This is a genomic window from Brevibacterium sp. RIT 803 (genome assembly GCF_016892625.1).
Lineage (GTDB): Bacteria > Actinomycetota > Actinomycetes > Actinomycetales > Brevibacteriaceae > Brevibacterium.
Genome location: NZ_JAFEMW010000002.1, coordinates 596,282 through 609,103, shown reverse-complemented (window position 1 = coordinate 609,103; position 12,822 = coordinate 596,282). Strand labels below are relative to the sequence as shown.

9 protein-coding genes are annotated in these 12,822 nt (G+C 63.1%); 5 read left to right on the top strand and 4 right to left on the bottom strand.

Going from position 1 to position 12,822, the window contains the following annotated elements; all coding sequences use genetic code 11:
• The first annotated feature begins 62 nt into the window (after nt 1–62).
• Nucleotides 63–962 (top strand): LysR substrate-binding domain-containing protein, encoded by a 900-nt coding sequence (locus tag JTF07_RS10025; protein WP_204234083.1) that lies wholly within the window; start codon nt 63–65, stop codon nt 960–962.
• Between the two features lie 20 nt (nt 963–982).
• Here the strand turns inward: JTF07_RS10025 and JTF07_RS10020 are convergent, their stop codons facing one another.
• A complete protein-coding gene (locus tag JTF07_RS10020; protein WP_204234082.1) occupies nt 983–1,903 on the bottom strand; it encodes a LysR family transcriptional regulator in 921 nt (306 codons plus the stop codon).
• A 113-nt stretch (nt 1,904–2,016) separates the two neighbouring features.
• Between JTF07_RS10020 and JTF07_RS10015 the strand changes: the two genes are divergently transcribed.
• On the top strand, nt 2,017–3,150 hold the full coding sequence (locus JTF07_RS10015) for a PrpF domain-containing protein (protein WP_204234081.1): 1,134 nt from the start codon (nt 2,017–2,019) through the stop codon (nt 3,148–3,150).
• A 70-nt stretch (nt 3,151–3,220) separates the two neighbouring features.
• Entirely contained in the window at nt 3,221–4,588 is a 1,368-nt protein-coding gene (locus tag JTF07_RS10010) for an SLC13 family permease (RefSeq protein ID WP_204234080.1), read from the top strand.
• Between the two features lie 60 nt (nt 4,589–4,648).
• Here JTF07_RS10010 and JTF07_RS10005 read toward each other — a convergent pair whose 3' ends face one another.
• From JTF07_RS10005 to JTF07_RS09995, 3 genes are read right to left on the bottom strand one after another with little or no spacing between them, the layout of a single operon-like run.
• Nucleotides 4,649–6,793 carry an iron ABC transporter permease gene (locus JTF07_RS10005; protein WP_252199679.1) on the bottom strand — a complete coding sequence of 715 codons (2,145 nt, stop codon included), beginning with the start codon at nt 6,791–6,793 and terminating at the stop codon, nt 4,649–4,651.
• A 3-nt stretch (nt 6,794–6,796) separates the two neighbouring features.
• Nucleotides 6,797–7,852, bottom strand: a complete 1,056-nt coding sequence (locus JTF07_RS10000) for an ABC transporter substrate-binding protein (protein WP_353843928.1) — start codon at nt 7,850–7,852, stop codon at nt 6,797–6,799.
• A 50-nt stretch (nt 7,853–7,902) separates the two neighbouring features.
• Nucleotides 7,903–8,748, bottom strand: a complete 846-nt coding sequence (locus tag JTF07_RS09995; RefSeq protein ID WP_252199678.1) for an ABC transporter ATP-binding protein — start codon at nt 8,746–8,748, stop codon at nt 7,903–7,905.
• A 192-nt stretch (nt 8,749–8,940) separates the two neighbouring features.
• Here JTF07_RS09995 and JTF07_RS09990 point away from each other — a divergent pair, with 192 nt between their 5' ends.
• Both JTF07_RS09990 and JTF07_RS09985 read left to right on the top strand, forming a co-directional pair.
• A complete protein-coding gene (locus JTF07_RS09990) occupies nt 8,941–10,074 on the top strand; it encodes a metallophosphoesterase family protein (protein ID WP_204234079.1) in 1,134 nt (377 codons plus the stop codon).
• Entirely contained in the window at nt 10,071–12,719 is a 2,649-nt protein-coding gene (locus JTF07_RS09985; RefSeq protein ID WP_204234078.1) for an AAA family ATPase, read from the top strand. Before JTF07_RS09990 ends, JTF07_RS09985 begins: the two co-directional genes overlap by 4 nt.
• Nucleotides 12,720–12,822 lie beyond the last annotated feature (103 nt).

Sequence of the window (12,822 nt, the reverse complement as noted above, 5' to 3'; positions counted from 1 at the left end):
ATCCACCATGAGCTCTGAAGAATCATCCGTCCAATGAATAAGAACATCGATACAATCCGTACATGGATGAATTGCTTTCCGGTCAGGCCCCGCAGCTGGCGGCCCTGCTCGAGCTCGTCGAACAGGGCGGGCATATGACCGATGCGGCGGCAATCCTCGGCATTCCGCAGTCGACGATGAGCCGACGCATCCACGGCCTGGAGGACCGCCTCGGCGTACCCCTCATCGTTCCCGACGGTCGGGCGGTCAGCCTGACTGCCGCTGCCCGCGAACTCGCGGATTCGATCAGGGGACCGCTGCGAGAGGTCGAGATCGCGATCACGGACATCGCCGAGGCGGCCGACCCTGATCATGGTGCTATCCGGTTCGGCTTTCCGCTCACAATGGGAGCGGGTCAGATCCCCGATCTGCTGGCCGCCTTCAGTTCCCGGTATCCGGGCATCAGACTCGACCTCAAGCAGGCTCACGGCGCTGAGCTCGCCCGCGACCTGCAGAAGGGAGGACTGGATCTGGCAATCATCATTCCGCCCCCGGTTGAGCTGCAACATGAGGTTCTCGCCTCACAGGAAATCGTGGCCGCACTCCCTGTTGACCATCGGTTTGCCGGCAGGCGCAGCATCACCGTTGCTCAGTTGGCGAGCGAGGAGTTCATCGCCAACCCTGCGACCTACAATCTGCGCAGCCTCACTGATCTGTGGTGTGCAGACGCCGGGTTCGTCCCGCGGGTCAAGACCGAGGTCACCGAGTTCTCAACGATCCGCGAATTCGTTGGCCGGGGGATGGGAGTGGCGCTGATCCCGCGCAATGTTCGCTTCATGGAGGGCATCGCCGAGGTTGAGCTGCGTGGCGGTGACTATGTCCGTGAGGTCTCACTGTGCTCCGCGGTGCGCCGGCCCAGTCGAGTCGTCGCTCGTCTGCGCGACTTCATCCGCGAACGTGCCCAGGGGTGGGCGGCTCCGTAGTCGCGGTTCCGGCAGTCGCATCAGCTGTGCCATTCCTTCGAGCTGCTGACCCTGCGGAAGGAGCGGACCAGAGCCAGTACGGCCGGCGACGGGACGCGCTCGGGCAGCTGTGACAGCACGATCCGACGCGGCGCAGGGTTGCCTCTGATCGAGACCACCTTGACGTCGGATCCATGTGAGCGCACGGCCAGGCTCGGAGCGATGGCGACACCGAGGCCGGCCGAGACCATTCCCAGCAGCTCCTGATAGTCGTTGGCTTCGAAGACGATGCGCGGGTCGAATCCGGCCTCGTGGCAGATGCGGCCGAGCACCGAGGCGACAGGGTGGGAGGAGCGGGTGATCCAGGGTTCGTCTGCGACTTCTTCGAGTTTGATGACTCTGCGTCTGGCGAGAGGATGCGATGTGGGGATGAGCAGCTTCGTGGGCTCTTTGAGCAGGGTCGTCCGGACAGGGATCTCCTGATCGATCGGTGTCCAGGGGTAGTCCCACAGAGTTGCCAAGTCGACTTCGCGTCGTTCCAGTGCCTCCTGGATCCGGCCGAGCCGGTAGCTCTTCACCGTCACGTCCACTTCGGGATGGAGGTCGTGGAAATGTTGGAGGACCTTCGGCATCACCGATGCTGCGAATGTCGGGAACGTCGCAATTCGAACCTCGCCGCGTTCGAGCTGCGCGAACGCCGACATGTCATTGCGTGCGGCGGTGAGGGCATTGTCGATCGTCGTTGCGTACGTGGAGAGCTTGACCCCGGCGTCGGTGAGCCGCATTCCCTTCGGGTGTCGGACCACGAGCGGCAGTCCCACTTCGCGTTCGAGTTTGCTGATCTGCTGCGACACAGCCGAGGTGGATAGGGTCAGTTCGTCCGCCGCTGCCGACAAGCTGCCGGTCCGATAGACGAGAAGCAGCAAGAGGAGCCGATCGACGTTGTAGGGCGCTGAACTCATGGTTTAAGCATAGCTTATAGAGATATAAATAAGTTTTGATTGAACTTAATATGCCGATGTGGAAACTTGATTCCTGTCGTCGCAGACAGCGGCGAGGGAACAAGGAGACTCGAGTGGCTCATCAGCTCCACGGCCAGTGGTACAGAGGCGGAACGTCCAAGTGCTGGCTGTTCGCCAATGACGAGATGCCCGCCGATAGGGTCGGCATTGCGCAGGCCCTGGCCGCGGCGTTCGGCTCCGGCGACGAGCGTCAGCTCAACGGCGTGGGCGGCGCTTCGTCGACGACATCGAAGGCTGCCGTCATCTCGCCGTCCGCGATTCCCGGCATCGACATCAGCTATCTGTTCGCACAGGTCGGGATCGGAGCGTCTGGCGTCGAGTTCACCTCGAACTGCGGAAACTGCGCCTCCGCAGTGGCGCTCTACGCGATTCAGAACGGACTGGTCCGCCCGCACGGTGACATCACCCAAGTGCGGATGGTCAATGAGAACACTCGATCGGTCCTCGTCGCCGATGTGGCAACGCCGAACAAGAGGATCCCGTCGAACGGTGCTGAGACCATCCCCGGCTCGTCGATGCCCGGCGTGCCCGTCAACGTCTTCTTCGAAAACGTCGATGGTGCGTCCACTGGAGAGCTGCTGCCAACTGGGGGCGCTATGACCCAGCTGGCGTTCGCCGACGACTTCGTCGGGGCCAGTTGCATCGATGCCGGCGCCCCTGCCTGCTTCGTCGAAGCAGCCGAGCTCGGCATGACCGGAACCGAATCAGTTGCCGAAACGCGTCTGCGGCTGGGCGAGCTCATCGCCATTCGGTCTGCTGCATCCGTGGCCATGGGGCTCTCTGCTGAAGACGAAGTGCCGAGTCCAGCCGTTCCCAAGATTGGGCTCGTCGCAGCACCGGCAGATTACACAAGCATCTCCGGGGAGACGATCCCGGCGAATGCATATGACATCTCGGCTCGGATGGTGTCGATGTTCGATCCGCATCCAGCGATCGGAATCACCTCGGCGATCGCTTTGGCCAGGGACGCCTTCGTCGAAGACAGCCTGGTCAATTCGATCATCGCGGACACAGTGCTCGTACCCGTCGACGAGAGCCGGGAAATCTCCATCCGCATCGGAACCCCGGTTGGAGTCATCTCCTGCCAGGTCCAGCTCGGCGAACTCGGACACGTTGCTCGTCTCGGAGTCAGACGAGTGGCCAGACGAATTGCGAATGCAGACATCGATCTCCCTCTGGTCGGCTAAGCGACCAGTACCCGGACACTCTGAGTCTTCTCAACGAAGATCAGCTGACAATGAAGTTGGAGGAACACCAATGACGATGATTCAAATTCTTATGCTCGTGGTGCTGGTGGTGATGTTCATCGCCGCGACGAAGTGGCCGATCAACATCGGAGTCATGGGGCTTGTCGCCGCATTCGCCTTCGGGACCTTCGTGTTCGGGATGGATGACAAGGAGATACTCGAGGAGTTTCCGGCCAGCATCGTCCTCACGATCGTCGGAGTGACCTTCTTCTTCAGCATCGCGCAGAAGAATGGGACCATCAGGATCCTCGTCGATCTCGCCATCCGCGCGGTGCATGGGCGCATCAACGTCGTGCCCTGGATCTTCTTCGTGATCTCCTCACTCCTCACCGCCTTGGGCACATTCTCCCCGGCAGCGGTAGCGCTGCTGGCACCGGCAGCCATGGGCTTCTGTGCGACGACGGGCTACAGCGGCGTCGTCATGGCGGCAATGGTCATCAACGGTGCTCATGCCGGCGGGTTCTCACCGATCTCGGTTTCGGGAAACATCGTTCGTGACATTGCAGAATCCAACGGCTTCCACATCGATGGCGGTGCGCTCTTCGTCGCTGCCTACGTCGTGAACCTGATTGTCACTATCCTCACTGTCGTCGTGATGAAGGCACTCAATCGGCTGCGCACAACGCCTGAGCCAGAGGACTTCATCGCTGGATCCGGCCCGCTGGCAAGCGGTTCAACCCCGAGGGACACAGGTTCGACCGGCAGCTCTGTTTCAGGCAGTGGGCAAAGGACTGCTGTGGCCGTGGCTGCACCGGCTACGGCGCCGACCGTACGCTCGCAGATGACCGGGCACGTGTGGCTGACAATCTCCCTCATCTGTGTCATGGTCATCGGTGCCGTCGGCTTCGAACTGCCGATCGGGTTCCTCGCGCTGGCCTGCGGGCTTGTGTTGGCGTTCACCTCATTGAAGAATTCGGAGAGTCTGGTCTCGGGAATCTCGTGGTCCACCGTCCTGCTCGTGACGGGAATGATCATCTACGTCAGCTTGCTCACTCACGCCGGGGTCATCGACTCGCTGTCGACGATGGCAGTGGCCATGGGAGCGCCGCTCCTCGTTGCCATCGTCCTCTGCTACGTGATCGGCATCAGCTCAGCCTTCGCTTCCTCGACGGCGCTGCTGACGGCTCTGATCCCGTTGTCGATTCCACTGCTCGAACAGAGCGATCTCAGTGCGACAGCGGTGATGGCCGCACTCGCCGTGTCAGCCACCATCGTCGATGTCTCTCCGTTCTCGACGGATGGAGCACTGATCATTGCGAATACACAGGGCAAAGAGGCTAAGACCATCTGGCGCGATCTCATGATCTACGCGGGCTTCGTCGTACTCAGCGCGCCGCTGCTGTCGTGGGCTCTGCTGGTCCCCACCGGCATCATGTGACGTGCAGTTCGCGACCTGGCCGGTGAGCGCTGTGAGCGCCCACCGGCCAGTTGCGTTCTCTCACGCCTTCGAACGTGCCAGCAGGTACACGAAGTAAGGGGCACCGATGAGAGCGACGATGAGACCGGCGGGAATCTGCGCAGGAGCGATGACCGTGCGGCCCAATGCGTCGGCGACGACAAGGCCGAGGGCGCCGAGGAGCATGGCCGTCGGGACCACACGGGCGTGCTGAGCGCCGACCAGCGCCCTGGCGGCGTGCGGGGCGACGAGGCCGATGAACCCGACCACCCCGACTGCGGAGACGCTGACTGCGGCGAGCACAGCGGCCGTGACGAGCACACCCAGACGAACGGGTTCACGTGGGACTCCGACCAGCCTCGGCGTATCGTCGTCGAGGGCCAACAGATCCAGCTCACGCATCCACACGAAGGCCAGGGGAACTGCAGCCAGGAGGACGAGTGCGACGGGCGCGACATCGGCCCAGACTCGGCCGTAGGTGGAGCCGGAGAGCCAGGTGAAGAGTGCCGGTGTATCCCACGGGTTCGCACGAACGAGGAACAGCGTGGTCAGTGCGGTGAAGCCGAACCACATGCCGATGCCGGTGAGCACGAGCCTGTCGGTGTTCATCCCTCCGCGCCAGGAGAGTCCGTAGACGATGGCGAAGGCCACGAGCGCGCCAGCGACTCCTGCACTTGAGATCAGCACGACGGTGGCGCCGGGAACAAGGGTGATGACGATGACGGCACCAAGCCCGGCGCCGCCGGTGATGCCGAGCAGGCCCGGCTCCGCCAAGGGGTTGCGGGCGCTGGCCTGGACAAATGTTCCCGACAGTCCGAGGGCGGCGCCGGCGGCAAGTGCGGCGGCCACGCGGGGAGCCCGGGAATCGAAGGCGAAGGAGATCACCGGTGCCGCCTGGTCCTGCATCCACAGCATCACATCACCGAGGAGATAGAACCGTTCTCCCGTGAGCAGCGAGAGGACCGCACCCACGATGAGCGCGACCGTACCCATCACGATGACGAGCACGGCGCGACGTGGTCCGTGGACCCGGGACCGAGCCGCAGACGTCGCCTGAGCGGGACCCGAAGACCGCATGGACCGTGCAAGTAGGACGAGGACGATCGCTCCGAGCACCGTCGTCGTCACCCCCGATGGCAGAGTGATCGCTTCGGTGGCTCCGACGATGGCGCGCAGTACGGCGTCGGCGAGGATGACGATGATTGCGCCGATGAGCGCCGTGGCCGGAATCATCACTGCATGTCGGCCCAACACCGGCACCAGCCGAGAGAGCAATCGGGCGATGACCGGTGCGCACAGGCCGACGAATCCGATCGGCCCGGCCAAAGTCACAGCCGTTGCGGTGAGGATGACTGCGAGCAGAATCCCGATCGCGCGAGTCGACCGGATCGGCACACCGAGGACAGAGGCGGCATCATCGCCGAGGCTGAGCAGATCGAGGCGTCGCGACAGCAGGACAGCAGCAGCGACGATGATGGTGATGATGGGAATGCTGCGGATCGCTGCGGTCCCATCGAGCTGGTTCAAGGTGCCTGAACCCCAAGAGTAGAGACTCGTCGTCTCCTCCTGGAACAGGATGAGCAGGGTCGAGGTGCCGGCTTGCAACGCCAAGGCAGTCGCAGTGCCGGCGAGCACGAGTCGGGTCGTCGACGATGCCGCACCACCGGCAAGCCCGAGCACCAGAGCCGCGGCGAGCAGCCCGCCCATGAATGCGACGCCTCCGGAGGCCCATACCGGAATCGCGATGCCGAAGGCGGTGACCACGGTGACAGCGAAGTACGAACCAGCGGTCACGGCAAGGGTGTCTGGTGAGGCCAGCGGGTTGCGGGCCAGCGATTGGAACAGCGCACCGGCAACGCCGAGGGCGACGCCGACGAGTATTCCCGCACCCACGCGCGGAAGCCGGGATCCGACGAGGATGTCACGGGCACTCGGACCAGCCTCGGCGGGGGAAGACAAGGAACCGGTCAGGGCCGCGAACAGGTCGCGGAATCCGATCCCCGAGGTGCCCTGCGTGATGTGCCATGCCGAGAGCAGAGCAAGGACGATGACCAGGCTGAGCAGGATTCCGGTGGCCGAGAGCGCGCTGAGGAGTCCAGCCTTCCGCGCGGGTGCGGCAGGCTTCGACTCTGAGGAATCGCTTGCCGAGGTTGTCGTGGGCATGGTCGTAGGTGCGGGAGGAGCCATGGACTACTTGGTCAGTGCCTCGACGTAGGCGTCGAGAGCCTGTTCGGACGACTTCGGTCCACCGAAGGTCCAGATCCCGGAGGGGAACGCAACGGTGCGGTCATCCTTGACGGCGGGAATGTTGGACCAGATGTCGTTCTTCTGCAGCAGCTTCACAAAGTCCTCGGACTCGGGATCATCGGTGCCGGTGTAGAAGAAGTTCGCGTCGCCGACCTTCGAGATGCCCTCGATGTCTGTCTGGCCCAGTCCGTATGCGGGATCGACCTCTCCGGTCCACACGTTCTTCAGGCCCAGTTCCTCGCCGAGTTCACCGAAGAGTGATCCCTGGCCGAAGGGACGCAGCGCCACATTCGAGCCGTTGACCCAGCCGTCGAAGTAGACGAATTCCTTGGTGTCGAGCTCGGCGGATTCGAACGCCTTCTTCGACTCCTCGACCTTCGCATCGAATTCGGCCAGTACGGAATCCGCGCGCTCGCTGCGGCCGGTGACCTCGGCGACGGTGGAGAAGGTGTCCTTCATGTAGGCGATCGGGTCCTTGCCGTCGGCTCCGGTCATCGCCATGACAGGGATGCCCTGGTCCTCGAGCTGGCCGACGATCTTGTCGTCACGGGACGTTGTCTCGATGATGACGAGGTCAGGGTTGGCCGAGAGGATCGACTCCACGTTCGGCTCCTGCCGGGTGCCGACGTCGGTCGTGTTCTCGGGCAGCTTCTCTGCCGTATCCCAGGTGGTGAAGCCCTTCGCATCGGCGACGGCAGCAGGATCGACGCACAGGGAGAGCAGGTCTTCGGTGTACTGCCATTCGAGCGAGACGACCGTCGATGCAGGCTTGTCGAGTTTGATCTGGTGGCCGGTGTCGTCCTTGACGGAGACCGGGTCCGCCGAGGTGGTGCTCGAGTCGTCCGCGCATGCTTCGGAGGTCGATTCGGAGTCCCCGTCATCGGACGAAGCGTCGGTGCCTGTGGTGCCGCAGGCAGACAGCGCGAGGGCGCAAACGGCGGAGAGGGAAGCCAGGGCGAAGAGGGGCTTGCGCAGAGGTGCAGAGGGCGGAGTTGTCACAGAGGTATCTCTTTCTTGGGAGGTGAAACGGCGGTATTTCAGTGAAGAGGTCAGGAGGCCGCGGCGAGGGTGCGACGGAGACGGCGAGGCAGTGCTTCGATGCGCACCATCCCGGTGTCCTCATCGACGTGCGTGCGGATCGGCAGTCCATAGACCTCGGTGAGCACCTCGGCGGTGAAGACCTCTTCGCAGGTGCCCGTGGATCTGACTCGGCCCTGGCTGAGCAGGACGATGTCATCGGCGACGGAGGCTGCATGGTTGAGATCGTGGAGAACGACGCCGACGGCCGTTCCGTGATCGTCGGCGAGGTCGCGCATGAGGTCGAGAATCTCGGCCTGATAGCGCAGATCGAGGTGATTCGTCGGTTCGTCGAGGAGGAGAACCCCGGTCTCCTGGGCCAGGCAGGTGGCCAGCCAGACGCGCTGGAGCTCGCCACCAGAAAGCTGATCGACGGAACGCTCGGCCATCGAGTCGGTGCCGGTCAGTTCCAGAGCCTGATCGATCGCGGCCCTGTCGGCATCGGTGAGGGAGGCGAAGCGGCGACGGTGCGGGTGGCGACCGAACGCGACGATCTCGCGCACACTCAGTCCGGAGGGATGCGGTCGGGACTGGGAGAGTAGGGTGACCGTACGAGCGAATTCGCGTGCCGACAGTGCAGGCGTCGGAGAGCTCGACCCCGCCGAAGCGATGGTGACCTCACCGGAGCTGATCGGATGCAGACGAGCCAGGGACCGCAGCACGGTCGACTTTCCGCTGCCGTTGGGTCCGATGAGTGCCGTGACCCGACCGGGAGTGATCGAGACAGACACGTCATGGACAACCGGAGCACGTTCATAGCCCAAGTGCAGGCCCGAGGCGTGCAGCGCAATGGAGTTCATCGTCCCCGTCGTGTTCATAGTGCATAGCCTAACCTAAGTAAGGGTGGGCTGGGTCTCACATCGAGGCGGTGACGGTCCGAGGAACCTGCAGGAGCGGCGGAATCGCTGACTTCGCGCGTGTGCACCATGACGTACCTCACGTTCCATGTCAGTGCCCGTCCGTAGGGTGGATGTGCATACATAGGATGGGGGAGAGCCTAGGAGGAACCCATGAGATTCGTCGCCACCGGAGACTGGCAGTTGGGCATGACGGCGCACTATCTCAGTGCCGAAGCCCGCCCGCGGTTTCACCGTGCCCGCCTCGATGCCGTCAAACGCATCGGTGAGATCGCTGCCGAGCAGTCATGCGAATTCGTCGTCGTCTGCGGTGACGTGTTCGAGTCCAACCAACTCGACCGAGCCATCATCTCCCGCACCTTCGAGGTTCTGGCCGCCTTCACCGTGCCCGTCGTCCTGCTGCCGGGCAATCACGATCCCCTCGACGCCGCCTCCATCTACGATTCCCCCGCCTTCACCTCAAGGCAGCCTGGCCACGTCCACGTCCTGCGCGACAGCGAACCGCTCGAAGTCATCCCGGGCGTTGAAATCGTCGGTGCTCCGTGGTTTTCGAAACGTCCCCAAGGTGACCTGGTGGACCAGGCAACTCAGAATCTCGCCGAGGTGGCCCCAGGGCGCGTGCGCATCGTCGCCGGTCACGGTGCCGTGAGCACCTTGGACCCCGACCGGGAGTCTTTGGCCACGATCGACACCGACAGCCTCAAGGCTGTGGTGAAAGAGGGCCGTGCCCAGTTCGTCGCACTCGGTGACAGGCACGCCACCTACTCCGTCGACGAGACGATCTGGTACCCCGGTGCCCCGGAGGTCACCTCTCGACGCGAGGACGATCCCGGCAACGTCCTCCTCGTCGATGTCGACCCCCAGACGCATGCAAGCACGGTGGAGAAGGTGCACATCGGCCGCTGGACCTACCTCGTCGTCGAGGAGGACGTGAACTCGGATGAGGACGTCACCCGCCTCGAACAGCGACTGACGGACATCCCCAATAAGGACAGCACCGCAGTCTGGCTCGTCCTCAGAGGCACCCTGACCACAGCAGCGAAGGCGCGCCTCGACGAAGTCCTCGACCATGCCGCAGACCTGTTCGCCCTCGTCTCCCTGTGGGAGCGGCATACGGACATGGCAGTGGTCGCCGCCGACGAAGACTTCGCCGGCCTCGGTCTGAGCGGGTACCTGCAGGAGACCCTCGACGAATTGGCGGAATCCGCGGCAGGAGAGGACCCAACTGCTGCAGCGGCACAGGACGCTCTGGGGCTGCTGTATCGATTTGCGAGGAGCAGATCATGAAATTCCATTCCATCCACCTGCGCAATTACCGCGGTATAGCGGACTCCCGGGTTGAGTTCGGCGATGGCGTCACCGTCGTCGAAGGACCCAACGAGGTCGGCAAGTCCTCAATCCATGAAGCCATCACCCATCTGCGCGAAGACAAATCGAGCTCACGCAAAGCCAGCGTCAAAGAGACCCAACCCGTCGGTGTCGATGCCGGACCCGAGGTGGAACTGCACCTGAGCACAGGGGACTACGAACTCAAGTACCGGAAACGGTGGATCAAACAGCCTTTCACCGAACTCAACGTGATCAGACCCCGACCGGAACAGCTGAGCAGCGATGATGCTCACGACCGGTTCCTGTCTATTCTCGCCGACACCGTCGATGTCGATCTGCTCATCGCCCTCGACGTGGCACAGGGAGAAAGCCTGGCCCAGGCACCGCTGGCTCAGATCAAGGCACTGCACTCCGCGCTCAACGACTCGGGCATCGAGGTCGCCGACCACGATGACTTCCTTGATCGGATCGAAGCCGAATATTCGAAGTACTTCACAAAGTCCGGAAAGGAGACCGGTGACTACAAGGCGGCGAACGCTGACGTCCCCAGTGCCGAAGCTGCGTTTGAAGAGCTGCGCGAACGCAGCCACGGGATGGACGAGCTCGTCGACAACCACGCTAGGGCGGCTGCCCGCCTGGAATCTGTCCGAGGGCAGCTGACGCAGGCACTGAACGACCGTGACGAAGCCGAACAGGCGGCGAAGGCCGTGGCTGAGCTCAAGGCGGTGCTCGATCAGACAATGGAACAGGCGAAGTCGGCGCAGCGTGATGAACAGATCGCACGGGAAGCTCTGGACCGACGCACACAGCTCATCGATGATGTCGCTTCGGTCGAGGAGACCGTGACTGCGACTCGGTCTTCGGTCACTGACCTTGAAGCGACGCAAAATGACACTGACTCGGACTTCGCACACGCGCAGAAGACCCTCGAGGACAAGCAGCGCGCGCTCGAGGAGGCACGTGCATTGGCGAAGGCTGCAGTCAAAGACGTGACCGAGGCGCGTGCTCGCACTGAACTCACTGAACTCACGCGTCGACTCGACACTATTCGTGACCAGGATGAGAAGAAGAGCCGGGCGCAGGCGACGATCGGCTCGATTGCGGTCACCACCAAGGACGTCGAGGCGCTGATCTCGCTGGAGACAGAGGTGAGGATCGCGGAGAACGCGAAGACCTCCGCCGCGGCACAGATCGTCGCGAAACGCCTCGGCTCGCAGGCCGTCGATGTCGATGGAACCGAGCTGGGTGATGGTGCAACTGGAGAATTCGCCGCGCTCAAGGATGTGCGAATCACGATCGAGGGCATCGCTGACATCACCGTGCGCCCGGGAGCATCACCCGTCGAGTTGGACAAGGCACTGATCTCGGCTCAACAGGCATTCGACGCAGAGCTGCAACGTCTCGACGTCGACTCCGTGGCCCAAGCCAGGGAAAGGGCCGATGTTCGTGCTGATGCAGAAGCAGTCAAGGCAGAGGCTGATTCGACGCTCAAGGTACTCCTGGGCCAGGATAGGCGCGACGAGCTTGAAGCCGCGCTGGCTCGGGCACAGCAGATCCTCGGAACCGAGGGAACCGGGCCGATCTCCGGTGGCAAACCTGAGGTCGGCGCCGAGGCAGAAGGCAGTCATGATGGGAAGAGCCTTCGCGAACTCGAAGCGGCAGTCACCGAGTCCGAGAAGACTGCCGACGACGCTCAGTCCGCGGTGGATGCCGTCCGCGTCGAACTCGAACGAACTCGCACGAACAGAGATGACGGGCGTGTGGAGACGGTCCGGGCGCAGACCAGGCTGAAAGAAGCCGAAACTCAGCACGAGCGATTGACGAGCAGTCTGGCTGAGGCAAGGATGACGAACTCTGACGCCGATCTGGAAGAGGCGATGAAGTCTGCGAAGGCTCGAGCGTCGAATGTCGACTCACAAGTGAGCGAAGCACGAGTCGCCTACGAGGCTGCCGATCCCGAGTCCTTGGAGATGCAGCTGCAGAACGTGCGGCAGCTCGTCGGCAGCAAGGAAGCCCAGCGGGAGGAAGTGCGGCAGGAGGTCGATCGTCTCTCGGCCCTCATCGACGATCGTGCCAGCGAAGGCATCTACGAAAAGCTTGCGGCTGCCGAAGAAGCGCTGGAATCGGCCCTGAGGAAGCAGGCACGGCTTGCCCGTCAGGCCACGGCAATCAACCTGCTGCGCACTACAGTCCTCAAACACAAGGAAGAATCCCAACGCAAGTACGTGGCTCCTTTCAAGGAGCAGATCGAGCGTCTGGGCAGGCTGGTGTTCGGGCAGGGACTGTCGGTTGAGGTCTCCGAGGACCTTGAGATCGTCTCACGCACCTTGAACGAACGAACCGTGCCCTTCGAATCACTGTCAGGCGGAACGAAGGAACAGCTCGCGCTCATCGGCAGACTCGCAGTGGCAACACTCGTCGACAGCGAATCGGGGGCGCCAGTGGTCCTCGACGATGCCTTCGGCTTCGCCGATGCGCAGCGGCTCAACGCGCTCAACGTCATCCTCTCCACGGTGGGCCAGAGCGCCCAGGTCATACTGCTCACCTGCCAACCGGACCGTTTCGCCCGCCTCGGCGGAGCGAAGACCGTGAGCCTGACGTAACCCAGCATCGCGCAGACAGACCCAGACGGACCCACCAGCTGCAGTCTGCGAAAACAAACACGGCCGCCGCGTCAAGCAGACGTGGCGGCCGTGACAGGCTGAC